20 protein-coding genes, 2 tRNA genes and 4 pseudogenes are annotated in these 22,424 nt (G+C 67.0%); 6 read left to right on the top strand and 20 right to left on the bottom strand.

Features of this window, described 5'->3' with window-relative positions:
- Position 1: 1 nt before the first annotated feature.
- The 8 genes from ACX5I6_RS13245 to coaD form a co-directional block, all read right to left on the bottom strand.
- On the bottom strand, positions 2–421 hold the full coding sequence (locus ACX5I6_RS13245) for a TolB family protein (RefSeq protein ID WP_461840764.1): 420 nt from the start codon (positions 419–421) through the stop codon (positions 2–4).
- Between the two features lie 79 nt (positions 422–500).
- Entirely contained in the window at positions 501–938 is a 438-nt protein-coding gene (locus ACX5I6_RS13240) for an MFS transporter (protein WP_461840763.1), read from the bottom strand.
- Between the two features lie 70 nt (positions 939–1,008).
- A complete protein-coding gene (locus ACX5I6_RS13235) occupies positions 1,009–1,209 on the bottom strand; it encodes a hypothetical protein (protein WP_461840762.1) in 201 nt (66 codons plus the stop codon).
- 183 nt (positions 1,210–1,392) lie between these two features.
- Complete coding sequence (mutM, locus tag ACX5I6_RS13230) at positions 1,393–2,361, bottom strand: bifunctional DNA-formamidopyrimidine glycosylase/DNA-(apurinic or apyrimidinic site) lyase (RefSeq protein ID WP_461840761.1); 969 nt, start codon at positions 2,359–2,361, stop codon at positions 1,393–1,395.
- A 5-nt stretch (positions 2,362–2,366) separates the two neighbouring features.
- Positions 2,367–3,095: a ribonuclease III gene (rnc, locus tag ACX5I6_RS13225; RefSeq protein ID WP_461840760.1), complete on the bottom strand. Its 729-nt coding sequence runs from the start codon at positions 3,093–3,095 to the stop codon at positions 2,367–2,369.
- Positions 3,096–3,115: 20 nt separating this feature from the next.
- On the bottom strand, positions 3,116–3,319 hold the full coding sequence (gene rpmF, locus ACX5I6_RS13220; protein ID WP_009356569.1) for a 50S ribosomal protein L32: 204 nt from the start codon (positions 3,317–3,319) through the stop codon (positions 3,116–3,118).
- Between the two features lie 36 nt (positions 3,320–3,355).
- Positions 3,356–3,880, bottom strand: coding sequence for a YceD family protein (locus ACX5I6_RS13215; protein WP_081624091.1), 525 nt, complete (start codon positions 3,878–3,880; stop codon positions 3,356–3,358).
- A gap of 122 nt (positions 3,881–4,002) precedes the next feature.
- Positions 4,003–4,503 carry a pantetheine-phosphate adenylyltransferase gene (coaD, locus tag ACX5I6_RS13210; RefSeq protein WP_461840759.1) on the bottom strand — a complete coding sequence of 167 codons (501 nt, stop codon included), beginning with the start codon at positions 4,501–4,503 and terminating at the stop codon, positions 4,003–4,005.
- A gap of 43 nt (positions 4,504–4,546) precedes the next feature.
- Between coaD and ACX5I6_RS13205 the strand changes: the two genes are divergently transcribed.
- Together ACX5I6_RS13205 and ACX5I6_RS13200 are read left to right on the top strand one after the other, a co-directional pair.
- A complete protein-coding gene (locus tag ACX5I6_RS13205; protein ID WP_461840758.1) occupies positions 4,547–5,776 on the top strand; it encodes an aminotransferase class I/II-fold pyridoxal phosphate-dependent enzyme in 1,230 nt (409 codons plus the stop codon).
- On the top strand, positions 5,776–6,564 hold the full coding sequence (locus ACX5I6_RS13200) for a spermidine synthase (RefSeq protein WP_461840757.1): 789 nt from the start codon (positions 5,776–5,778) through the stop codon (positions 6,562–6,564). Before ACX5I6_RS13205 ends, ACX5I6_RS13200 begins: the two co-directional genes overlap by 1 nt.
- 8 nt (positions 6,565–6,572) lie before the next feature.
- On the opposite strand, the gene rsmD is transcribed toward ACX5I6_RS13200, so the two are convergent.
- The 4 genes and pseudogenes from rsmD to thiL all read right to left on the bottom strand — a co-directional run bounded on the left by rsmD (position 6,573) and on the right by thiL (position 11,541).
- Complete coding sequence (rsmD, locus tag ACX5I6_RS13195; protein WP_461840756.1) at positions 6,573–7,187, bottom strand: 16S rRNA (guanine(966)-N(2))-methyltransferase RsmD; 615 nt, start codon at positions 7,185–7,187, stop codon at positions 6,573–6,575.
- A gap of 42 nt (positions 7,188–7,229) precedes the next feature.
- Positions 7,230–9,497, bottom strand: a pseudogene (locus ACX5I6_RS13190) (ATP-dependent DNA helicase RecG).
- Positions 9,487–10,472 (bottom strand): annotated as a pseudogene (locus ACX5I6_RS13185) (DAK2 domain-containing protein). The pseudogenes ACX5I6_RS13190 and ACX5I6_RS13185 overlap by 11 nt, the downstream one beginning before the upstream one ends.
- Positions 10,473–10,494: 22 nt before the next feature.
- Positions 10,495–11,541 (bottom strand): thiamine-phosphate kinase, encoded by a 1,047-nt coding sequence (thiL, locus tag ACX5I6_RS13180; RefSeq protein ID WP_133830857.1) that lies wholly within the window; start codon positions 11,539–11,541, stop codon positions 10,495–10,497.
- Positions 11,542–11,610: 69 nt separating this feature from the next.
- Between thiL and ACX5I6_RS13175 the strand changes: the two genes are divergently transcribed.
- A complete protein-coding gene (locus tag ACX5I6_RS13175; RefSeq protein ID WP_461840755.1) occupies positions 11,611–12,114 on the top strand; it encodes a DUF3515 domain-containing protein in 504 nt (167 codons plus the stop codon).
- Between the two features lie 49 nt (positions 12,115–12,163).
- On the opposite strand, the pseudogene ACX5I6_RS13170 reads toward ACX5I6_RS13175, so the two are convergent.
- From ACX5I6_RS13170 to leuC, 6 genes and pseudogenes are all read right to left on the bottom strand, one after another.
- Positions 12,164–13,311 (bottom strand): annotated as a pseudogene (locus ACX5I6_RS13170) (D-alanine--D-alanine ligase family protein).
- Positions 13,312–13,313: 2 nt separating this feature from the next.
- Complete coding sequence (locus tag ACX5I6_RS13165; RefSeq protein ID WP_461840754.1) at positions 13,314–14,363, bottom strand: NAD(P)H-dependent glycerol-3-phosphate dehydrogenase; 1,050 nt, start codon at positions 14,361–14,363, stop codon at positions 13,314–13,316.
- Positions 14,360–15,130, bottom strand: a complete 771-nt coding sequence (locus ACX5I6_RS13160; protein ID WP_461840753.1) for a lysophospholipid acyltransferase family protein — start codon at positions 15,128–15,130, stop codon at positions 14,360–14,362. The genes ACX5I6_RS13165 and ACX5I6_RS13160 overlap by 4 nt, the downstream gene beginning before the upstream one ends.
- 9 nt (positions 15,131–15,139) lie before the next feature.
- Positions 15,140–16,466: pseudogene (gene murA, locus ACX5I6_RS13155) on the bottom strand (UDP-N-acetylglucosamine 1-carboxyvinyltransferase).
- A 147-nt stretch (positions 16,467–16,613) separates the two neighbouring features.
- The gene (gene leuD, locus ACX5I6_RS13150) at positions 16,614–17,216 is read right to left on the bottom strand and encodes a 3-isopropylmalate dehydratase small subunit (RefSeq protein WP_018760034.1); all 603 of its coding nucleotides are present in this window, start codon (positions 17,214–17,216) and stop codon (positions 16,614–16,616) included.
- 9 nt (positions 17,217–17,225) lie between these two features.
- Positions 17,226–18,698 carry a 3-isopropylmalate dehydratase large subunit gene (gene leuC / locus ACX5I6_RS13145; protein ID WP_461840752.1) on the bottom strand — a complete coding sequence of 491 codons (1,473 nt, stop codon included), beginning with the start codon at positions 18,696–18,698 and terminating at the stop codon, positions 17,226–17,228.
- A 113-nt stretch (positions 18,699–18,811) separates the two neighbouring features.
- Here leuC and ACX5I6_RS13140 point away from each other — a divergent pair, with 113 nt between their 5' ends.
- Both ACX5I6_RS13140 and ACX5I6_RS13135 read left to right on the top strand, forming a co-directional pair.
- Positions 18,812–19,531, top strand: a complete 720-nt coding sequence (locus ACX5I6_RS13140) for an IclR family transcriptional regulator (RefSeq protein ID WP_285243965.1) — start codon at positions 18,812–18,814, stop codon at positions 19,529–19,531.
- A gap of 55 nt (positions 19,532–19,586) precedes the next feature.
- On the top strand, positions 19,587–20,135 hold the full coding sequence (locus ACX5I6_RS13135; RefSeq protein WP_285247628.1) for a DUF1697 domain-containing protein: 549 nt from the start codon (positions 19,587–19,589) through the stop codon (positions 20,133–20,135).
- A gap of 141 nt (positions 20,136–20,276) precedes the next feature.
- Here ACX5I6_RS13135 and ACX5I6_RS13130 read toward each other — a convergent pair.
- Positions 20,277–20,352 (bottom strand) — tRNA-Glu (locus ACX5I6_RS13130).
- 128 nt (positions 20,353–20,480) lie between these two features.
- Positions 20,481–20,552 (bottom strand) — tRNA-Gln (locus tag ACX5I6_RS13125).
- 308 nt (positions 20,553–20,860) lie between these two features.
- On the opposite strand from ACX5I6_RS13125, the gene ACX5I6_RS13120 reads away from it, so the two are divergent.
- Positions 20,861–22,411 (top strand): hypothetical protein, encoded by a 1,551-nt coding sequence (locus ACX5I6_RS13120; protein WP_461840751.1) that lies wholly within the window; start codon positions 20,861–20,863, stop codon positions 22,409–22,411.
- Positions 22,412–22,424: the final 13 nt, after the last annotated feature.

Genomic DNA, 22,424 nt, shown 5'->3' with positions numbered 1-22,424 from the left:
GTCAGCGGACGACGGCGGGCGACCAGGCATGCTCGATGAACAGCTGGGGTGCCGCGCCGGGGTCCAGGGAGAGGGACCAGATGTTGCTGTCCGGACCGGCGCCGTCCCTGGGCATCCCGTACAGGATGGTGCCGTTGTCGAGCCACTCGGTTTGGTCGTCCAGGTCTCGTTGCTCACCCAGGACGGCGACGTTCCCGGTGGCAAGGTCCAGGACGGCGGGCTGCCGGGCTCCTGCCAGGGTTCCGGATGTGCATTTCTTGAAGGCGATCCGTTGCCCGTCGGGTGAGATCGAAGGGCACTCGACGCCGGACGCGGCGACGGTGAGCGTCCGGGCGGCGATGTCCCCGTGGACCAGCCAGATATTGCCCTGCGACGAGGCGGTGGCATAGAACTCATTCGGCTTGCCAGGGCTGAAGGTCACGCCCCAGCTATTCCGGTCCGCAGCCTTGCGGCGCTAAGTGTGGCTATGACGACCGCAAGCAGCAAGAGCAGCCGCTTCCTCACGGGGCGGGCACCCCTGCGGTGCTGCCGCGGAACAGCAGCGCCGCTCCGGCGATGGCTGCCGCCAGCAACACAGCCGCGATGGCAACGGCCATGCCCGGCCCGGCGGCGTACCAGAGGACGCCGAATCCGGATGCGGCCGCCATCCGGCTGATGGCCACCACCGTCTGCGCGGCGCCCAGGGCGGTGCCCAGCCTTTCGGGTGCTGCCAGCCGGCTGACAAGCGCCGCCAGGACACCACCAGTTGCGGCGTAGAAGAGCCCCAGGAGCAGCAAACAACCGATGGTGGCGGGGATCCCTGCAGTTGGCAGCCCGGCCAGCAGGAAGCAGGCCAACAAGGCACCGTGGCCGGCCAGGAAGACAGGCACATTCCCCCACCGGTCCGCGATCCTGCCAACCGGCACGGCGAACAGCAGGAAGGCGGCGTTGGTGCCCACGAACAGCAGCCGATCACGGCGAAGGCGAGTGAGACGCCAAAGACGGTGCTGAAGCCATTGGGGATCAGCATCAGGACCAGGAAGGCGATGAGCGGGCCGGCGTCCCCCCGATGTAGTCCAGCAGCCGGTGGATGCCAAAGGAGTGCGCAAGGTGCTCCGGCTGGGCCTCCGCCGCAATCATGGCATCCCGCGGCGCCGTGCGGATTCCTTTGCCAATTCTGTCGCCGGTGACGATGCCGGCAACGGACTCGGACGATATGTCCGTCATCATGCTGACCACACCCAGCCAGATGATCACCGGCGACAACCGGAAAGCCGGGCGGACCGAGGCGGAACCGGCGCCGGCCTGGTCCTGTTGGCCGCCCTTGCGGTCCGAGATCGAGGTGTAGAAGGGCTGCCTGTGCTTCCCGGGGCGGGAGGCGGTGCGCGTGCAGCGGGCCCCACCTGTGGAAACCTACCAGCGGCCGTTCCGTGGCCGGGGCTGGCACACCGGGCAGGTGTGGGACGAGCGGTTCATGAATTGCTCGCGCCGGATAAACGACTGGATTCCCGCTGCGGCACAGCGTTTGCAGGGCTCGCCCTGGCGCCCGTAAGCGTTGAGGGACCTGTCGAAGTAGCCGGAAGCTCCGTTGACGTTGACGTACAGGGAGTCGAAGCTGGTGCCCCCGGCCGCCAGGGCGTCCAGCATCACCTCCCGGGCGCTGTCCAGGACCCGCTGGGCCTCGCCGCGGCGGAGGGTATCGGTGGCCCGCGCAAAGTGCAGTTTTGCGCGCCACAGGGCTTCGTCGGCGTAGATGTTCCCGATCCCGGACACCAACCCCTGGTCAAGGAGCGCCCGTTTAAGGCCGGTTTTCCGTTTCCGGAGGCGCTGGTAGAAGAGGTCGAAGGAGAATGCGGGGTCCAGCGGATCCCGGGCAATATGGGCTGCCTCCGCTGCGATCAACGGAAGCGGCGATTCGGCGAGCCCGCCGGGGCCGCCGTCCTCCGTAGGCACCAGGGCAGTAACGAAAAGGCCGCCGAAGATCCGTTGGTCAACGAACCGCAGCTGGTCCGGCATGCCCTCACGTGGACTGAGCCCCAACCGTACTTTGAGGTGTGTTTCGTCAGGAACGCCAGGGCCCTGCATCAACAGCTGGCCGCTCATCCCCAAGTGGGCCATCAGTGCCACCGCCGGTGCCTGGTGCTGTTCGGCGTGTCCCGGCCCGGCGATGCCGTTGTCCGTCAGCGGCATCCACAGGAATTTGCCGCGGCGCACGACGTCGGACACTGTGGCGCCTTCAAGGTTGCCGATGAAGTCCCCGGCCCCGAGGGCGTGGCGGCGGATGGAGCGCGGGTCCAGGACATCGACGGTTTGGATAGTCCTGCCGCGAACCCAGCGAACCAGGCCGCGGCGCACCACCTCAACCTCGGGCAGTTCGGGCACGGACGCTACTTCGCGGCTGTGGAGCCGGCGGACGTACCCGCGGCATCGTGGGCTTCAGGCCCGGAAAGCACCCGCCAGGCGTCGGCCGCGGCTTCCTGCTCGGCTTCCTTTTTGGAGTGTCCGGAGCCCTTGCCGTAGGCGTTGCCGCCAATGTTCAGGACGGCGGTGAACGTGCGGGCGTGGTCCGGGCCCGAGCCATCCACGGCGTAGTGGATGCTCCCGAGCTGCCGGCTGGCAGCCAGTTCCTGGATGCTGGTTTTCCAGTCGGTTCCGGCGCCCAGGACGGCGGCATCCTTCAGCATCGGGCCGATCAGCCGCATGACCAGCCTGCGGGCGGTCTCGATATCGTTGGAGACATAGGTGGCGCCGATCAGGGCCTCCATGGTGTCCGCGAGGATGGAGGCCTTGTTCTTCCCGTGGGTGAGCTTTTCACCCTGCCCCAGGTAGATGTATTCGCCAATACCCAGGCTGCGTCCAATGCCGGCCAGGGCACGGGTGCTGACGACGGCGGACCGGCGCTTGGCGAGCTCGCCTTCGGGCAGGTCCGGGTTGTCCCGGTACAGGGCATCGGTCACCGAGAAGCCCAGGATGGAGTCCCCCAGGAACTCGAGCCGCTCGTTGGTGGGTATGCCGCCATTCTCGTAGGCATACGAACGGTGGGTGAGCGCAAGACGAAGCGTCCCGGCGTCAATGGAGACACCGAGACGCTTCAGAAGCTCTTCAGTTGACGACATCAGTCAGCCTGTTGGGCCGATTAGACGTCAGCGACCTTGCGGCCCTTGTACTCAAGGAACAGCGCGGTGCCAGCAGAGTCGGTAACGACCTTTGCCTGGTGCGGCAGGCTGTAGGTGACCTGGCCGTTCTCAACGGTCTTCACCAGGTGGGGGGCGGTCGCCTTCCACTGCGAGCGGCGGGCGCGGGTATTCGAGCGAGACATTTTCCGCTTGGGAACAGCCACGGCTAACTCATTTCTCTCTAGACAAACACGTACAAATCAATTTTGCCGGTCAGGCTTAGCCATATCAGCTAGGGCAGCCCAGCGAGGATCCAGGACCTCGTGGTGGTGCCCCGGCTCGTCTTCCAGGCGAACTCCGCATTCGGAGCAAAGGCCCTGGCAGTCTTCCCGGCACACCGGCTGGAACGGCAGGTTGGTGACAACCGCGTCCCGCAACACCGGTTCAAGATCGATTACATCGTGCTCGACTCGACGTTGCTCTTCATCTTCTTCTCCGTCCGAAAGCTCAGCGCCTTCATAGAAGAAAAGTTCTTGCACATTGACCTCAAGGTCATACGCAAGGGGATCCAGGCATCGGCCGCATTCGCCGGTTACTTCGACGGCTGCGGTTCCTGATACCAGAATTCCTTCGTGTACGGCCTCCAGCCTCAGGTCGAGCTCGACATCCGAGCCTTCCTGAACACCAATGAGCGCCACACCAAGATCACCCGGTGCGGGTACATGTTCCTTCAGTGTCCGCATGCTTCCCGGGCTGCGCCCGAGGTCCTTGACGTCGAACGCCAGGGGCGAACCAGCATCTCTTTTAATGAGAACTCCTGTTGAACATATGACCGACGTACCATCTTAGCCTGAAGAGCCATGGTGACTCAAACCGGCATGCGGCGGCGCCGAAGTACCCATCCAGCCTACCGTCTCGGCTGCTGATCCGGGCCAGGCTCGCCGGTCACCAGGCGGCGGTGCACCGAGCGGGGCACGTAATCGTTAACACTGCCGCCCAGTGCCGCCACCTCCTTGATCAGGGTGGACGACAAGTGGACGTAGCTGGCTTCCGCCGGGAGGAACACCGTTTCCACCCCGCTCAGCTGCCGGTTCATCGTCGCCATGGGCAGCTCGTAGTCAAAATCCGACGACGAGCGCAGCCCTTTGACAATGGCGGACACCCCCCGGTGGCGGCAGTATTCCGCGAGGAGTCCCGCGCCGACAGGCTCCACCACGATCCCCTTGAGCGAAGCCAACGTCTCGCGCGCCATGTCCAGCCGCTCCTCCAGGGTGAACATGTACTTCTTGGCGTAGTTGGTGGAGATGGCCACGATGACCTCATCAAAAAGGCCGGCAGCCCTGGCAATGACTTCGAGATGGCCGTTGTGGATGGGGTCGAAGGATCCGGGGCACACAGCGCGTCTCATGCTCCGAACCTACCGCATGGAAAGCCCGGGATACCATGACTGGATGCATCCTCCACGGGAACTTTCCACGCCCCTGGCACCTGCTCCCTGGCAGCGGACAGCGCTCGGCGCCAACCTGCTGGCGCCCGACGGCCGACTGGGGGTCACCATCTTCGAAGAGATGACCACCCTTGCCGTCCGGACGGGTGCCATCAACCTGGGCCAGGGCTTCCCGGACGAGGACGGGCCGCTGGAGATCAGGGAGGCGGCGCGTGCGGCCATCGCCGCCGGAGCCAACCAGTACGCACCCGGCAGGGGCATCCCCGAACTCCGCGAGGCGGTGGCCGCGCACCAGGAACGCTTCTACGGGTTGACGCCCGACCCCGCCACGGAGGTCATCATCACCACCGGGGCCACCGAAGGCATCGCGGCCTCGCTGCTGGCTTTCGCCGGGCCCGGTGACGAAGTCCTGACGTTCGAGCCCTTCTATGACTCCTACGGCGCGGTCATCGGCCTCACCGGCGCAACCCATGTGACCGTGCCGCTGGCCGCCCCGGACTTCATGCCTGACCTCTCCGCCCTGGAGTCGGCCTTCAGTGACCGCACCCGGGTGGTCCTGCTGAACAACCCGCACAATCCCACCGGCGCCGTTTTTCCGGAGGCCGTGCTGCAGCGCGTCGTGGACCTTGCAGCCAGGCACGGCAGCATCATCGTCACCGACGAGGTGTACGAGCACCTGACGTTCGGCGTCCCCCATATCCCGGTGGCAACGCTGCCGGGAGCCGCTGCGAACACCATCACCATCTCCTCCGCGGGGAAGACGTTCTCACTGACGGGATGGAAGGTGGGCTGGCTGACCGGTCCGGAGGACCTGGTGGCCGCCGCGCGTACGGTGAAGCAATTCCTCACCTACAGCTCCGGGACCCCGTTCCAGGCGGCAATCGCCACGGGCCTGGGCCAGCCGGACGCCTTCTTCCACGGCATCGCGGCCACCCTGGAGAAAAAAAGGGACATCCTCAGCGCGGGGCTCAGGGACGCCGGGTTCGATGTCTTCACGCCCCGCGGCACCTACTTCGTCAACGTGGACACCGCACCGCTCGGCATCACCGACGCCCTGGACCTCGCCCGGCGCCTGCCGGAATTGGTGGGAGTTGCCGCCATCCCGGTCCCCGTGTTCTGCCACCCCGAGGGCGCGGAACGTACAAGAAGCCTGCTGCGCTTCGCCTTCTGCAAGAAGACCGATGTCCTGGAGGAAGCCGCCTCGCGGCTGGCAACGCTCCGCGGCAGGCTCTGATGTCCGGCGGCGCCGTGGGAACGGCGAGCCGGTTCCTGCGGACCACCGGCCAGCACGCCACCATCGAACCGGACTCGTTCACGGACGGCGGCTATGTGCTCAGCATCGGCGGAGCGGAGCAGTCCCATGTCAACCTCAGCCGGCCCGACGAAATTTTCTACGAGTACCTGCGCAGGATCGGCCACCTGGTGGATCTCGCCGCACCGGCAGGGGAACCGGTGAAGGCGCTGCACCTGGGCGCCGGTGCGCTGACCCTTGCACGCTACATCCAGGCCACCCGCCCCGGCTCACCGCAGTACGCGGTGGAGCTGGAACGCGAACTGCTGGACTTTGTCCTGCGGCACCTGCCCCTGCCCGAAGGCACGGACCTGACCACCATGATCGGCGATGCCCGGGAGGCACTTGGCACGCTGGCCCCGGGACTGACGTTCGACGTCGTCATCCTGGATATCTTTTCCGGGCCGGAGGCGCCGGCCCACATCGCGTCCAGTGGTTTCTACCGGGAGGCCCGGGGCCGGCTGAGCCCGGACGGGGTGCTGATCGTCAATGTGGGCGACGAGGCCGCCCTGACGCTGGTCAGGAGCCAGGTGGCAGCCATGCGCGAGGCCATGGCCGATGTTGCGGCGTTCGGGGAAGCCGGAATGTTCGAGGCACGGTACCCGGGAAACGTCATCCTGGCAGGAACGCAGGGCCCTTGGCCGGAATCGTGGACTACAGAGTTGGCCGCACGCGGCCCCCACCCTGCGCGGGTCCTGGCCGGCGTGGACCTGGACCCCTTCACGGCCTAAGCCAGGCCCTACCCCTCGGAAACGTCCGGCAGGTCGTCGGCGGATATGGCATCGGGCACCGACGGCTCGGCGAACCACAACCGGGTCTCGCCGTACTTTTTGTCCGCAAACCGTGCCACGCCGTCGGGCCACTCCGGCTCCGGAGAACGCGAGGACCGCTCCACCACCACCACAGCCCCTGCTGCCAGGTGGCCGGCGAGCTTTTGGAGCACCGCGGCCAGCGCCGCTTCATCCAGTGGATAAGGCGGATCCAGGAACACGAGGTCCCAGGCAGCGGTGCCGGGCGCGCGGTCAAGGAAGGGCTCCACCCTGGCCCGGTGCACGCTGACGGTCTTGCGGCCAAGTACGCCGTCGATGAGGTCCGCGTTGCGCTGGCACACCGCACTGGCCTTCGCGTCGGACTCCACCAGGTCCACGGCCTGCGCTCCCCTGCTGGCACTTTCCACGCCCAGGGAACCGGAGCCCGCGTACAGGTCCAGAACCCTGGCGCCCGAGATCACGCCAAAAGCGTCCAGCCGGGAGAACAGCGCTTCCTTGACGCGGTCGGTGGTGGGCCGGGTCAACGAACCCGGGACCGCGTTCAGCGGGGTACCGCCCGCGGCGCCGGAGATTATCCGGGTCATTGCTGCTGCCGCCGTCTGCCCGCGCCCTGGGGCCCAGCCGTGCTAACCGCGTTCAAGGAACGCCTCCTTCTCGGGGTTGAGGTACTTCTCGATGGCATCGGCGAGTTCGGGATGGCCTGCCAGCAACGGGTCCCCGACGACGATGTGCTGGGCGTCTTCCCTGGCCCGGGCGATGACGTCTTCGTGTTCGAGGACGCGCAGGAGTTTCAGGGTGGAGCGTCCGCCGGACTGGGAAGCGCCCAGGATATCGCCTTCGCGGCGCAGCTTAAGGTCTTCCTGCGAGAGGACGAACCCATCCGTGGTGGCCGCTACGGCTTCCAACCGCCGCCGGCTGGGATGCCCTGGCTCCAAAGCGGTGACCAGCAGGCAGGTACCGGGCAGTCCGCCACGTCCGACGCGCCCGCGGAGCTTGCGCGCTGCGAGATCCCGAACCTGTCGGCGTCCAGGATGACCATCAGGGTGGCGTTGTGCACATCCACGCCCACTTCGATCACGGTGGTGGAGACGAGCAGCTTGATCCGGTTGGCGGTGAAGCCGGCCATCGTCTCCGTCTTCAGCTCCGGCTCCTGGCGTCCGTGCAACGGGGCGAGCGGCACGCCTGCCAGCGACGGCTCGGCCTGCAGGTGCTCCACGACGGCGGTGACGGACGCGAGCTCCGCCCTTCCTCGCCGTCCGCCCCCGCAGGTGCGGCCTCGCCGGGGCTGAAGTCGCCGTCGTCGTCCGTCCCGATCTTGGGACAGACCACGTACACCTGGCGCCCGGCATCGATCTCCTCGCGGGCGCGCGCCCAGATCCGCGCCGCCCAGGCGGGATTCTCCGCGAGGCCCACGAGGTGGGTGGTGATCGGGGCCCGGCCTTTGGGCAGTTCGCTGAGGGTTGACGTCTCCAGGTCCCCGAAAACCGTCATGGCAACGGTCCGCGGGATGGGGGTGGCTGTCATGACCAGCAGGTGCGGGGGCTTGCGCGCCTTGGCCCGCAGGGCGTCGCGCTGCTCCACGCCGAAACGGTGCTGCTCGTCCACTACGATGAGTCCGAGGTCGTAGAAGGAGACGTTGTCACCCAGGAGCGCGTGGGTGCCGATGATGATTCCGGCCGTCCCGGAGGCGGCATCCAGCATGGCTTGCCTGCGCGCCGCGGTGGGCATGGAGCCGGTCAGCAGAGTGACCTGCACGGAAACGCCGCTTCCGCCGGCCAGACCGCCCAGCAGGCCGTCGCCGGACAGCGCGCCAAGGCTGCGCCGGATGGAGTCATAATGCTGGGCCGCGAGCACTTCGGTAGGGGCCAGGAGCGCGGCCTGCCCGCCGGCGTCGATGACCTGCAGCATGGCACGCAGCGCCACGACGGTCTTGCCCGAGCCGACCTCGCCCTGCAGCAGCCGGTTCATGGGGGTGTCGCGCGCCAGTTCCGCGGCGAGGGTTTGGCCGACGGCGGATTGGCCGGCTGTGAGCGTGAACGGCAGGTTGGCGTCGAAGGCGGCCAGGAGGCCGTCGCCCACCGGGCGGCGGGCCGTGGCTTCCTCGGCAGCGAGCTGGGCGCGGCGCCGCGCCAGCGCTGACTGCAGCACCAAGGCCTCGTGGTAGCGGAGGCGGTCCCGGGCCCTGCGCCAGTCGTCGGCGGACTCGGGTACGTGGATCAACCGGTAGGCGCGGGACACCGGCAGAAACCCTTCACGGGCGGAAACCTCGGTTGGCACCGGGTCCGGCAGGGCGTCGAGGTCGAGTGTCTCCAGGAGCGTGGCGATGGTCTTCTGGATCTTCCAGCTGGGAAGCTTGGCGGTTGCCGGGTACACCGGGATGGGCATGGCGGCGAGTTTCTCCGGGTCCTGGCCACTGTCGGTGAACGGATCTTCGTCCACCAGCTGGAAATCGGGGTTTGTCAGGCCCAGTTGTCCCTTGAAACTGGTGACCTTCCCGGAAAACAGGGCCCGCCGCCCCTGCAGGAGTTCTGTTTTGGCTTTGTACCCGTTAAGAAGCTGATTTTGAGGGTTCCGGGCACCTTTCCGCGGAAGTCCCGGCCGCCCACCAGCCGGAGCCCCTGCTGACCGTCGTCGTCGGAGACGATGACGTCGGTGATGGTTCCCCGGCGGGCCTGCATGGTGCGCGTGCTGCTGGACAGCACCCGGGCGATCAGGGTGACGTCCTCGTCCAGCGGCAGCTCACTGATGGGGGTCAGCTCACCGCGGCTCATGTAACGGCGCGGGAAGTAATTCAGGAGTCCGTCCACGGTGGTGATCCCGAGGTGTTTCTCAATGACCGCTGCCGAGCGCTTGCCGATGCGCCGCTCCAGGGCCAGGTCGAGCTCAGCGTTCATGCCCGCCGGTGTTCACTGCGTCCATGTCCGGGTCCCGGGGCAGCGCAAGTTCGCTGACGCTGATCTGGGACGGCTCGCCCAGGGACCTTATGACGGCGACGGCCTGGTCCGGGTGCGGCACGTGCACATGCACCCGCCACCGGTACTTCCCGTCCGGGTCAACTCCGCCGCCCACCTGGCTCATGATGACGGACTCGCCGATTTCGTCCAGGCGCTGCCGGAGGGTGGCGGCGTCCAGCGGCGACAGGCTGATGGTGCACATGACTTCCACGCCGTCGGCGTCGGGCATGGCGGTGTGGATGTGGGGATCGGAGACGTCGTAGCCGTGCAGGCCGTCGAGGAGTTCGTTCTGCAGTTCCTCGCCCAGGACCGCCGAGCGCAGGCAGTCCAGGATGAGCAGCATTCCCACCCCGCCGGCATCGACGACGTGGGCGGACTGCAGGGCATCGAGCTGCTCTTCGGTGTGGATCACCGCTGCCAGGGCCCCCTCCACCGCGGCGTCCAGGGCAAGGCCCAGCGCGTGGTTGCTGTCGTCCCCGTCCTGGGCCGCGTCCACGGCGGCCGCGGCGCGGGCGGCTGCTTCCATGACGGACAGCATGGTTCCGGGGACGGGATCGCTGAGGGCGGACCAGGCGCGGATCTGGGCGCGGTTCAGTGCGGCCGACAGGAGCGTGGACGTCACCCTGGTGTGGCCGGCCAGGGGCTCGGCCGCTGCGCACAGGAACACGGAGAAGAGGGTGCCGGAGTTTCCCGGGCTTCCTCCATGGCCGCCTGCCCTGCCGTGGCGAGGACTTCACCGACGTCCACCGGAGCGGGCTGGTCGTCGGCGAGCACCAACGAGCGGGCTGCGGCGCGAACGGTGAGGTAGAGGTTGGTACCGGTATCGCCGTCGGCCACCGGGAAGATGTTGATGGCGTTGAGCCGGTCGCTGTGGTTGCCCAGGGCCGTTTCCGCCTTGCCCAGCCACCTCTTCATCGCCAGCGCGTTGGCGGCAACCTTAGTGTGCAAAGTGATCCCATCCCCCGGTGTCCGCGGCCCGGCCCGCTATCAGGACGCCCGGGCCTTCGTCGGTTCCGAGTGCATGTACCGAGCCTATCGCAGTGAATCCGGGTGGCAGCTGAATACCGGCCGGGAAAGTGGCCAGCAGGCCGTGGTCCTCGCCGCCGGCCAGCACCCAGGGTGCCGGGTCCGCGTCCAGGAGGGTCGCGGCCGGGCGCAGCAGTTCGGCAAGGTGCGCCAGCCGGGCGGGATCGAGGTCAACGGCGACGTTGCTGGCGGCCGCCAGCCGGTGCCCGTCCCGCAGGAGTCCGTCCGAAATATCAAGCATGGCAGTCGCCCCCGCCGCCCGTGCAGCCGGTCCCGCCCCCAGGGGCGGCCGGGGCCGGCACTGCAGCTCGGGGTAGATCCGTTCGGCGGGGCCGAGGGTGTCCGCGGCGATGCCGGATTCCAGCAGGGCCAGGCCGGCAGCGGCGTGCCCGACGGTTCCCGCCAAGGCCAGGATGTCTCCCGGCCGGGCCCCGGAACGCAGGACAGCCCGGCCGCCGTCGAGCGATCCCAGGACGGCGACCGTCACGGAAATTTCGCGGCCTCGGCCCAGGTCCCCGCCGGCAACGGAACACCCGGTGGCTCCGAGGGCCTGGATTCCGGCTCTCAGGCCGTCCGCCAGGTCTTCCACCCAGCTGACCGGCGTGTCCACCGGCAGGGTGAGGCTGACCACCATCGAGGTGGCGGTGGCACCCATCGCGTTGATATCGCTGAGGTTCTGTGCGGCGGCTTTCCACCCGACGTCGAATCCTGTGGTGCGGTAGCCGTTGGGCCAGAGGAGGCGGAAATCCTGGTCCTGGACTTGGGTGTCGATGCTGACCACGGCCCTGCCGTCCGGGGCAGCGACGATGGCGGCATCGTCTCCGGGGCCCAGCAGCGTGCTTGCCGTGTGGGAGCCCGCCATCCGCAGGCGCGGGAAGATCCGGGCCAGCAGGTCTGATTCGGAAAGGCCCGCGACGGTGGGCTGGCGGTCAACGCGGTTTCGGAGGTCTTCAGGCACGCCACTACGCTACCGCGACCGGCCGACATCGTGTCCTGGCGGGGGCGCCGGCGGCGATAGGCTGGAACCATGCACCATCCCCAGCTGCCCCTGACCGCCCGCGCCACCAGGATGGCAGTTCTTGGGGCAGTCGCCACCCTTTCCATGACTGCGTGCTCCCCCGTAGTCGACGTTACCGCCGCCAAGGACGCGGCAAACCCTGCCTGCGCGCCGATGATGGTGGCCCTGCCGGATGCGCTTGGCGATTCCCGGCTGCGGAAGACCAACAGCCAGGCAACTGCCGCGTGGGGTGATCCGTCGCTGGTCATCCTCCGCTGCGGCGTCAACGTGCCGGGTCCGACGACGGACCGCTGTGTGACCGTCAACGGCGTCGACTGGGTCATTAAGGAAGGCGATCCGGTGTGGACGCTGACCACTTACGGCCGGGAACCGGCCACCGAGATCCTGATGGACCCGGACAAGATCAGCTCCGCAACCGTCCTCGCGGACCTGGCAGGCGCCGCCGCGAAGGTCCCGTCGGTGCGGAACTGCGTGGGCCAGGAAGACCTGCAGGACCTCCCGCAGAGCAAGTAGGTTTTGCAGGCCCACCCACCGGGTTGGGCCCGCAGTCCAGCCCGAGGCCTCAGCGAAGGCCGGTCTTCCGGTGCAGCGCCAGGTGGATGAGCTCATCGATCAGGTCTGCGTAGCCAAGTCCCGAGGCCGCCCACATTTGCGGGTACATGCTCTTGGGCGTGAACCCGGGCATGGTGTTGATCTCATTGATGATCAGCTCGCCGTCGGGGGTGTAGAAGAAGTCGACCCGGCTCAAGCCCTCAGCGCCCACGGCATCGAAGGCCAGCGCTGCCAGCTCACGGACCCGCGAGATGGCTTCCGCCGGAATGTCCGCCGGGCAACTCAGCGCGGCAGCATCGTCCTCGACGTACTTGGCGTTGAAATCATAGAACTCGTGGGTGCCGCCGGCGACCGATATCTCCCCCGGCATGGAGGTCCGGGAGCGTCCGTTCCCCTGCCTTCCAGGACCGCGCACTCAATTTCGCGTCCCACGATTCCGGCCTCGATGACCAGTTTGAGGTCGTGCCGGCGTGCTTCCTCGATCGCGGCGTCGAGCTCGTCGAGGGAGTCCACTTTGGAAATACCCATGGACGAGCCCGCGCGTGCGGGCTTGACGAAGACGGGGAAACCCAGCCGGTCCACCTGTTTCCGGACGGATTCGGGGTCATTGCGCCACTGCCTGTCGGTGACCGCCACGTAGGGGCCAACGCGGAGCCCGGCGGCTTCGAAGACCACTTTCATGTAGTGCTTGTCCATGCCGACGGCGGAAGCCAGGACGCCGGCACCCACGTAGCGGGTGTCCGACAATTCCAGGAGCCCCTGGATAGTGCCGTCTTCGCCGAAGGGTCCGTGCAGGAGCGGGAAGACAACGTCCACGGCACCCAGTTCCTGAGGTACTTCATTGGGGGAAGCGACAATCAACTGGTGTTCGCCGCCGATCTCCGCCAGGGTCACGGTCTGGGCAGACGGCGATACTTCCGGCAACGATGAAGCCGCCAAGGACCATTGTGCGGTGTCGGCCGGTGCCAGGACCCATTGCCCGGTCTTGGCGATCCCGATCGGGATGACCTCGTACTTGTTCCTGTCGATGGCGCCGAGCACGCCGGCTGCCGTCACGCAACTTACGGCGTGCTCGCTGGAACGGCCGCCGAACAGCACGGCTACCCGCGGCTTCCTGCTGCTCGCCGTTTCCCCTGTGGTGGGTGTGTCTTGGGACATGGTCAGTAATCGCCTTCAGGTTTCAATTCCCGGGACAGCAGGACGGGCCCCAGTTGGTCAACGGACAGCTTGCCTGCCAGCACCGCGACGACGGCGGCGGTGATGGGCATTTCGACGCCGAGCTTACCGGCAAGTTCGTGCACGGCCTGGCCGGACTTGATGCCTTCGGCGGTCTGGGTCATTTTGCGGCCCACCTCGTCCAGGGTCAGCCCTTGGCCGAGGAGCCGGCCTGCGGTGTGGTTCCGGGACAATGCGGACGAGCAGGTCGCCACAAGGTCACCGAGCCCGGCAAGGCCGGCCATGGTCTTGGCTTCACCGCCGAGCGCCAGGGCGAGGCGGGAGGTCTCCGCCAGGCCGCGGGTAATGACTGAGGCTTTGGTATTGTCCCCCATTTCCTTGCCTTCGCAGATGCCCACGGCCAGCGCTATCACGTTCTTGACGATGCCGCCGATTTCGACGCCGACGACGTCCGACGTGGTGTAGGGACGGAAGTAAGGTGCCGTGCAGGTCCTGGCGAGCCACCCGGCGGTCGCGGAATCCGCGCAGGCCACCACCGACGCCGTCGGCTCTTCGCGCGCGATTTCCATGGCCAGGTTGGGCCCGGAGACCACGGCGATGCGTTCGGGCGGCAGGCCCAGTTCCTGGCTGATGACCTCGCTCATGCGGGCATCCGTGCCAAGTTCGAGGCCCTTCATGAGGGACACGACGACGGCTCCGGGCTCGATCATCTCCTTCCATTCCCGCAGCTGCGGGCGGAGGGATTGGGCAGGGACGGCCACCACCACAAGATCGGCCCCGGCCAGCACCTCCCGGACGTCGGTAGAAGCGGTGATGCTGGCGGGCAGGACGATGTCCTTGAGGTAGTCGCTGTTGCGGTGGGCCTGGTTGATCTGGTCCACCACTTCGGCGCGCCTGCCCCACACCTTGATTTCGCGCGGGCTCCCGGCGGCGCCGGCTGCGTCTGCGAGGATCTTGGCGAAGGTGGTCCCCCAGGAACCGGCGCCCAGGACAGCCACGGTCCGGGCCGATCCCGGCCTTCGATCAACGGTCACTGTGCTTCCGTTTCCGGGCCGGACTGCTGTCCGCGGTCGATGAATCGTCCGTGCTTGGCCTGTTGCTGCTTGGCCGGATCCCAGCGTTGAGCCGGCGGCTCTTCGCCGCGGAGGCCGGCCAGCAGGCCCGTGATCGCGGCCATGATGACCTCGGTGGCTTCGGTCAGTGTCGCTTTGTCCAACGGGCGGCCGCTGAAGGCGCTGAGGTCCACCGGGTCCCCCACCACTACCCGGGAGAGCTTCCGCGGGAACAAGTGGAACCGCTTGCCGTAGCGGGGGAACACTTCGTGGGCGCCCCAGTGGGCGATCGGCACCACGGGGATTCCGCCTTCAAGGGCGAGCCTGGCGGCACCGGTATGGCCTTTCATGGGCCAGAGTGCGGGGTCGCGGGTCAGCGTACCCTCCGGATAGATGATGATCGCTCCGCCCTCGGCCACGATTTCCTGGGCCACCTGCAGCGACCGGTTCGCGCCCGTCGTCGAACGCTCGACGGGGACCTGCTTGGTGGCGTTCAGGAGCCAGCCCAGGCCGGGGACCTTGAACAGGCCGGCCTTGGCCAGGAAGTGCGGGGCACGCCCCTGGTTGTAGAGCATGTGTCCCACAACCAGGGGATCGATTTCGGTGCAATGGTTGGGTGCGGCAATGAAGCCGCCGGCAGGCAGTTTCTCGGTGCCTTCCCATTTCTTGGCCATCATGAGGTTCAGCAGCGGACGGGCGATCCCGGCGATGAAAACAAACGTGGCCCTGCTTTTGGCAGTTTCCTTCACGGTCCGCCGCTACTTCGTGGTGGCGATGTCGAAGTCGGCACCGAGGCCGGCGAGCTTTTCGGTGAAGCGCTCGTAGCCGCGGTTGATGATGTCGATGCCCGTGACCCGGGAGGTTCCGGTGGCGGCCAGGGCGGCAATGAGATGGCTGAACCCGCCGCGCAGGTCCGGCACGTCGATATCCGTTCCCTTGAGCTGGGTGGGACCTGAGATAACGGCCGAGTGCAGGAAGTTGCGCTGGCCGAACCGGCACGGGACGCTGCCGAGGCACTCACGGTGGACCTGGATGCTGGCGCCCATGCGGATGAGGGCGTCGGTGAAGCCGAAGCGGTTCTCGTACACCGTTTCGTGGACGATTGAGACGCCCTCGGCCTGGGTCAATGCGACCACCAGCGGCTGCTGCCAGTCCGTCATGAATCCGGGATGGACGTCCGTTTCAAGGACCAGCGGGGTGAGCTTGCCGCCCTTGTGGTAGAACCGGATGCCGTCCTCGCCGATGTCCATTCCGCCGCCCACTTTGCGGTAGGTGTTCAGGAAGGTCATCATGTCGCGCTGGGATGCGCCTTCAACGAAGATGTCACCGCGGGTGACCAAGGCGGCCGAGGCCCAGGACGCGGACTCGTTGCGGTCCGAGAGCGCGCGGTGGTTGTAGCCGCCGAGGTCGCGGACGCCCTCGATTCGGATGGTCCGGTCAGTCTGGACGCTGATGATGGCGCCCATCTTCTGCAGCACGGCGATCAGGTCGATGACCTCCGGCTCGGTGGCGGCACCGGAGAAGCTCCGTGATGCCTTCCGCGCGGGTGGCGCTGAGGAGGACCTGCTCGGTGGCTCCCACGGACGGGTACGGCAGCGAGATCTTGGCGCCGTGCAGTCCCTTGGGTGCGGAGATGTGGATCCCGCCGGGGCGCTTTTCCACGACGGCGCCAAACTGGCGCAGGACGTCCAGGTGGTAGTCGATGGGGCGGTCGCCGATCTTGCAGCCGCCGAGGTCGGGGATGAACGCTTCCCCGATGGCATGGATCAGTGGACCGCACAGCAGGATGGGAATCCGGGAATCGCCGGCGTGCGCATCGATGGCGGTGCTTGAGGCCGTCTTCGCCGACGTCGGATCGAGGGTTAGGTCGCCGCTGACCGGGTCTTTCTCCACGGTCACGCCATGCAGCTGCAGCAGGGACGTGACGACCTCGACGTCCTTGATCTCCGGCACGTTGCGCAACACCGAGGGTTCGTTGCCCAGCAGTGCTGCCACCATGGCCTTCGGTACAAGATTCTTTGCCCCGCGGACGCTGACGCGGCCTGTAAGCGGGACTCCGCCGCGGATTGTCAGAACACTACTCATATACCGGTTTCCTCACGATCACTAGCCCACAAATCCTTGCAAAGGCTCCAACCAAGCATAGGAGGTCGTGTTACCGAACCGAAATAAGCGGGCGCCGGCGGCAGTCCGTGGCGGGGTATTTCCTGCCGCCGGGCCCGTTCCTGCGTGCTAGGACAGCCGGGCGGGAAGCGTCTTCGGCTTGAAGCTGGGGCGGGTGGCCTCGTAGGCCGTGATGTCGGCTTCGTGCTGGAGGGTCAACCCAATGTCGTCCAGGCCTTCGAGGAGCCGCCAACGGGTGTAGTCGTCGATCTCGAAGGGCGCCACGATGGGACCGCACACGACGGTCTTGGACTCAAGGTCCACCGTGACTTCGGTTCCGGGCGCGTTTTCGAGCTCCTTCCAGATCAGTTCAATGTCGTCCTGCGCCACCTGGGCGGCCAGCAGGCCCTGCTTGCCGGAATTGCCGCGGAAGATGTCGGCGAAACGGGAAGACAGGACGGCCTTGAACCCGTAGTCCTTCAGCGCCCAGACGGCGTGTTCGCGGGAGGATCCCGTGCCAAAGTCGGGCCCTGCAACGAGCACCGAACCGGTGGTGTAAGGCTCCTGGTTGAGGATGAACGAGGGGTCTTTCCGCCAGGCGGAGAACAGGGCGTCCTCGAACCCGGTCCGGGTGATGCGCTTGAGGTACACCGCCGGGATGATCTGGTCGGTGTCGACATTGCTCTGGCGCAGCGGGACGCCAACGCCGGTGTGCTTGGTGAACTTTTCCATGGTGCTGTCCTAGGCTGCGTGGCTTGCGGATGGGGTTTCGACAGGCTCAACCACCGGCTCGGGAGCCGGGTCAAGGTCCGACGGCGAGCTGAGCGTGCCTCGGACTGCCGTGGCTGCTGCCACCACCGGGGAAACCAGGTGGGTGCGGCCGCCCTTGCCCTGCCGGCCTTCGAAGTTCCGGTTGGAGGTTGAGGCGCAACGCTCCCCCACTTCCAGCTGGTCCGGGTTCATGCCTAGGCACATGGAGCAGCCGGCAAAGCGCCATTCGGCACCGAAGTCCTTGAAGACCTTGTCCAGGCCCTCGGCCTCCGCTTCCAGACGGACGCGGGCAGAGCCCGGGACCACCAGCATCCGGATGTTGGGGTCCTTTTGCCGGCCGCGGATGATGTCGGCAGCGGCGCGCAGGTCCTCCATCCGGGAGTTGGTGCAGGAGCCCAGGAAGACGGTGTCCACGCGGATGTCCTTCATGGGCGTGCCGGCTTCGAGTCCCATGTACTGCAAGGCGCGCTCGGCAGCGGCCTTGGCGTTTTCGTCGCCGAAGTCCTCCGGTGACGGCACGGACTCGGACAGGGATACACCCTGGCCCGGGTTGGTGCCCCAGGTGACAAACGGCTCCAACGTGTTGGCATCCAGGTCCACCTGCACGTCGAAGGTGGCGTCGTCGTCGGTACGCAGCGTGTTCCAGTACTCGACGGCGGCGTCCCAGTCCGCGCCTTCAGGCGCGTGGGGGCGGCCCTTCATGTACTCGTAGGTGGTCTGGTCCGGCGCCACCATGCCGGCCCGGGCGCCGGCCTCGATGGACATGTTGCAGATGGTCATCCGGGCTTCCATGGAGAGCGCGCGGATGGCGGAGCCGCGGTATTCCAGTACGTAGCCCTGGCCGCCGCCGGTGCCGATCTTGGCGATCACGGCGAGGATGATGTCCTTGGCGGTGACGCCCGGGCGCAACGTGCCCTCGACGTTGATGGCCATGGTCTTGAAGGGCTTCAGGGACAGGGTCTGGGTGGCCATGACGTGCTCCACCTCGGAGGTGCCGATACCCATGGCCAGCGCGCCGAAGGCGCCGTGGGTGGAGGTGTGCGAGTCGCCGCAGACCACCGTCATGCCGGGTTGGGTCAGGCCGAGCTGCGGGCCGACCACGTGGACGATGCCCTGTTCGGCGTCGCCCAGGCTGTGCAGGCGGACGCCGAACTCGGCGCAGTTGTTGCGCAGGGTCTGGATCTGGGTCCGGCTGGTGAGGTCGGCAATCGGCTTGTCGATGTCCAGCGTGGGGGTGTTGTGGTCCTCGGTGGCAATGGTCAGGTCCGGCCGGCGCAGCGGGCGGCCGGCGAGCCGCAGCCCTTCGAAGGCCTGCGGGGAGGTAACTTCGTGGACCAGGTGGAGATCGATAAAGAGGAGGTCGGGCTGGGCGTTGGCTCCTTCGCCGTCGCCTTTGCGCACCACGTGCGCGTCCCAGACTTTCTCGGCCAATGTCTTTGCCATGGCCATCTCCCTTCACTGCTGTTTGGCTGATGAGTCCAACTGAATCAGGACGGCTCCGCACTGCGCCAGCCGAAAGATTTGCATCTCAGATATTGAGACGGCAATATCATTACATGGACAATTCTAGTGGAGTCGGCGTCATTGATAAAGCAGCCCAGGTGCTCGATGCACTTGAGGCCGGCCCCACCACGCTGGCGCAACTCGTGGCCGCCACCGGACTGGCCCGGCCAACCGTCCACCGGCTCGCCCTGGCGCTCGTCCACCACCGGCTGGTCAGCCGCGATATCCAGGGCCGGTTCGTCCTTGGCAGCCGGCTCGTGGAACTTGCCTCGGCAGCGGGCGAGGACCGCCTGATCGCCTCCGCGGGCCCCGTCCTGATGCAACTGCGGGACGCCACGGGCGAAAGCGCCCAGATCTTCCGCCGGCAAGGCGACTGGCGTGTGTGCGTCGCCTCCGCCGAACGCCCCATCGGCCTGCGCGACACCATCCCGGTGGGCACGCAGCTGTCCATGAAGGCAGGCTCTGCCGCCCAGGTACTGCTCGCCTGGGAAGACCACGACCGGCTCCTCGAGGGCCTGCAGTCAGCGCGCTTCACGCCCACCGTCCTGGCAGGCGTACGACGACGCGGCTGGGGACAGAGCCTTGGCGAACGTGAGCCCGGGGTCGCCTCCGTCTCCGCGCCGGTGCGGGGACCGTCCGGCCGGGTGATCGCCGCCGTCTCAATTTCCGGCCCGATCGAGCGGCTGACCCGCCAGCCGGGACGCCTGCACGCAGAGGTGGTCTGCAACGCCGGCCGCATCCTCACCGAAGCACTGCGCAAGACAAACGACTAAGGCCACCCACCGCGTTGTCCGCTCCAGCGGACGGCGCGGCCACTAGGCTGTGGCCATGGGCAGCTACGCAGTTTTCCTCCGTGGAATCAATGTTGGCGGAATCAACATCAAAATGGCGGACCTTCGGGACGCCTTGAAAGCTTCGGGTTTCGCGGATGCCAAGACACTGCTGGCCAGCGGGAACGTAGTGCTGACCAGCAGCCTGGACGCAGCCGGCGTCAAACGCGAAACCGAAAAATGCCTCCGGACAGCGTTCGGCTATGAAGCCTGGGTGGTCGTCGTGGACGCCGGACGGGTGGCCGAACTGGTGGATGCCTGCCCGTATCCGGAGGACGACAAATCCACCCACACCTACATCACCTTCTCCTCGGATACCGCAACCCTGGACGAACTGGAAGCGGCCGGCGCAGCCATTGACGGCCAGGACCAGAAGCGCCTTGGACCTGAAGCGCTGGCGTGGCTGGCGCCGGTGGGCGGCACCCTGGAAAGCCCCTTCAGCAAGATCAGCTCGAAGGCCAGGTTCAAGTCCGCTACCACCACCCGCAACCTGCGCACCCTGGTCAAAGTCCGGGATGCAGCGGCCGCTATGGCGTCGGACTCCTAAACGGCTCCAGCGGACGCCCCCCCGCAAGGAGGACCACTCCCCGCCGGGCGGCACGGGGTTCAGTCCATTGAGCGGGGACTGTCCGCCAGCCATTCCGGGTAAATTAAAAATGGTCCCGGGCTGGTGCCCGGGACCATTCCTTGGTGACCCCAGCGGGATTCGAACCCGCGTTACCGCCGTGAGAGGGCGGCGTACTAGGCCGCTATACGATGGGGCCGCGTACTTTCCGGCAGCGTTTCCGCTGCTCGGCTCAGTGAGTATTTCACACACTTTGCCGTTGTTTCAAATCGGTGAACCGAGTGGAAACGTTCTGTTTTGCCTGCCCGAACGGGCTTCAAACCAGAGCTGGGATACCAGGACTCGAACCTAGAATGACGGTACCAGAAACCGTAGTGTTGCCAATTACACCATATCCCAATGGCACTTTCGGGCCGGATTCCAGGGCGTTTTCCCTGCTCCGTGCGCCTCAGCACGAGAAATTACTTTACCCGAGACTTCGGGCTCGCACAAATCCGCCGCGGGCTGCGCCTCCGGGCTTCGCAAAAGCGAACCGCCCAAACCCTTGCCCGGCATCCAAAGTTATGGTTACCCTCGAGTAAGTTACCGATCGGTAACAAGCCCCCTGCCCTGTTCCCCCGGGCACCCACGAGGTCAAGGGACCACCCTGCCAACCACGGTTTCGCCACCGGACACCGCTGTCCGGCGGAAGTTAGGAAGTGTCAGCGTTGACAACCCGTACAGCAGCCATTGCAACCGCCGCCCGCAAGCCCCGGCCACAATTGATCGCCATCATGGCCCTCTCCCTCCTACTGGTCCTCTTCCTCGCTTTCTATACCTACCTCACAGGCCAGATCGCCAACGGCTCTGCCCAACTGATGGACGGGGCGGAACAGGCCGCAGCGGGCGCCGCCCAGCTCAAGGACGGCTCGGGCCGGCTGGCAGCGGGCGCAGGCGCTGCGAACAAGGGCGCAGCACAAGTCCAGGACGGATCGCTGAAGGTCAAGGACGGGACCACCCAACTCAACAACGGAGCCCTCGCCCTGCAATCGGGTGCGGGCAAGATCTACTCAGGTGTCAGGGACCAGCTCGCCCCCGGCGTGGACAAGCTTCATGCCGGCACCACCAAGCTGCAAAATGACGTCCTGAACAAACTCGTCCCTGGCGTCTACCAGGTGGATGACGGAGCCCGGAAGCTCCAGGCCGGCGCCGTCGCGCTGTCCGCCGCGCTCACCCCCACCGCGGGCGGCAACGCCCCCAACAACCTTGCCGACGGCGCCGGACAGCTGGCGGCGGGTACGGGCCGGCTCGCGGCCGGCGCAGGTCAGCTCGACGCCGGCGCCACCAGCCTGAGCGCAGGGACAGCGGCGTTGAAGAACGGAACAGCGCAGCTGACGGGCTACCCCGGCGCGGGGAACGATCCAACCAAGGGAGACGGGTTGGCCGCGCTCAGCCAGGGGCTGGACCAGCTGGAAGCAGCGGCGAACGGGCCCCAGGGCCTGGTTCCCCTGGCCGTCATCAAGGACCAGATCGCCAAGTTGGCCGACGGCGGCCGGCGCGCCTACGCGGGAGCGGGGCAGCTCGATGCGGGAGCAGCAAAGCTGAACGACGGAGCCGGGCAGCTCAAGGCCGGAACCGGCAGTCTGACCGCGGGAGCCGCCCAGCTGGATGACGGGGCGGGCCGGCTGAAGGCGGGCTTCGCCACCCTGGCGGAGAAGCTCAACGCCACCGACCCCCAAAACCCCGGCGTGGTGCTGGGTACCTCGGTGCTGGCGGATGGCACGGCGAAGATCCGGACCGGCATGGATGGCGTCCCCGGCGATCCGGACAGCCCCGGCCTGATCTACGCCGCCAACAACCTCCAGGACGGCACCACCAAGCTCAGTGCCGGCGTCAACGGCGGCGGCGATCCTGCCAACCCGGGACTCCTGGCCGGGACCGAGGCGTTGTCGGAGGGCACCACCGCGCTGAGCCAAGGCACGGGACAATTGCAGTCGGGATCCGCCCAGCTGGCGGATGGAACCGGGAAACTCGCCGACGGCAACGGCAAGCTTGATGACGGTTCGGGCCAGTTGGCGGACGGTGCCGGCACGCTTGCCGAGGGCAATGCCAGGATCGCGGCCGGAACGCAGGAACTGCACACGAAGGTGGCCGCCGTGTCGCCGTCGTCCTGGCTGGACAGCCCCGTCACGGCATTGCTGCTGATCGCCCTGCTGGTGGGAGCCGCCGTTGGCGGATATCTCCTCCTTCGCCGCGCCGCCCGGCTTAAGGCCGCCTGATGGACGGCCGCCC

It is taken from the genome of Arthrobacter sp. MMS24-T111, assembly GCF_054888995.1.
This window is presented reverse-complemented; position numbering and strand designations above follow the sequence as displayed.

Excerpts from the sequence above, each read along its gene's own strand:
- ACX5I6_RS13235 (WP_461840762.1), bottom strand. The coding sequence starts at position 1,209 with ATGATGACGGACATATCGTCCGAGTCCGTTGCCGGCATCGTCACCGGC.
- rnc (WP_461840760.1), bottom strand. The coding sequence starts at position 3,095 with ATGTCGTCAACTGAAGAGCTTCTGAAGCGTCTCGGTGTCTCCATTGAC.
- coaD (WP_461840759.1), bottom strand. The coding sequence starts at position 4,503 with ATGAGACGCGCTGTGTGCCCCGGATCCTTCGACCCCATCCACAACGGC.
- ACX5I6_RS13205 (WP_461840758.1), top strand. The coding sequence starts at position 4,547 with ATGCATCCTCCACGGGAACTTTCCACGCCCCTGGCACCTGCTCCCTGG.
- ACX5I6_RS13200 (WP_461840757.1), top strand. The coding sequence starts at position 5,776 with ATGTCCGGCGGCGCCGTGGGAACGGCGAGCCGGTTCCTGCGGACCACC.
- rsmD (WP_461840756.1), bottom strand. The coding sequence starts at position 7,187 with ATGACCCGGATAATCTCCGGCGCCGCGGGCGGTACCCCGCTGAACGCG.
- ACX5I6_RS13175 (WP_461840755.1), top strand. The coding sequence starts at position 11,611 with ATGCACCATCCCCAGCTGCCCCTGACCGCCCGCGCCACCAGGATGGCA.
- leuD (WP_018760034.1), bottom strand. The coding sequence starts at position 17,216 with ATGGAAAAGTTCACCAAGCACACCGGCGTTGGCGTCCCGCTGCGCCAG.
- leuC (WP_461840752.1), bottom strand. The coding sequence starts at position 18,698 with ATGGCAAAGACATTGGCCGAGAAAGTCTGGGACGCGCACGTGGTGCGC.
- ACX5I6_RS13140 (WP_285243965.1), top strand. The coding sequence starts at position 18,812 with ATGGACAATTCTAGTGGAGTCGGCGTCATTGATAAAGCAGCCCAGGTG.
- ACX5I6_RS13135 (WP_285247628.1), top strand. The coding sequence starts at position 19,587 with ATGGGCAGCTACGCAGTTTTCCTCCGTGGAATCAATGTTGGCGGAATC.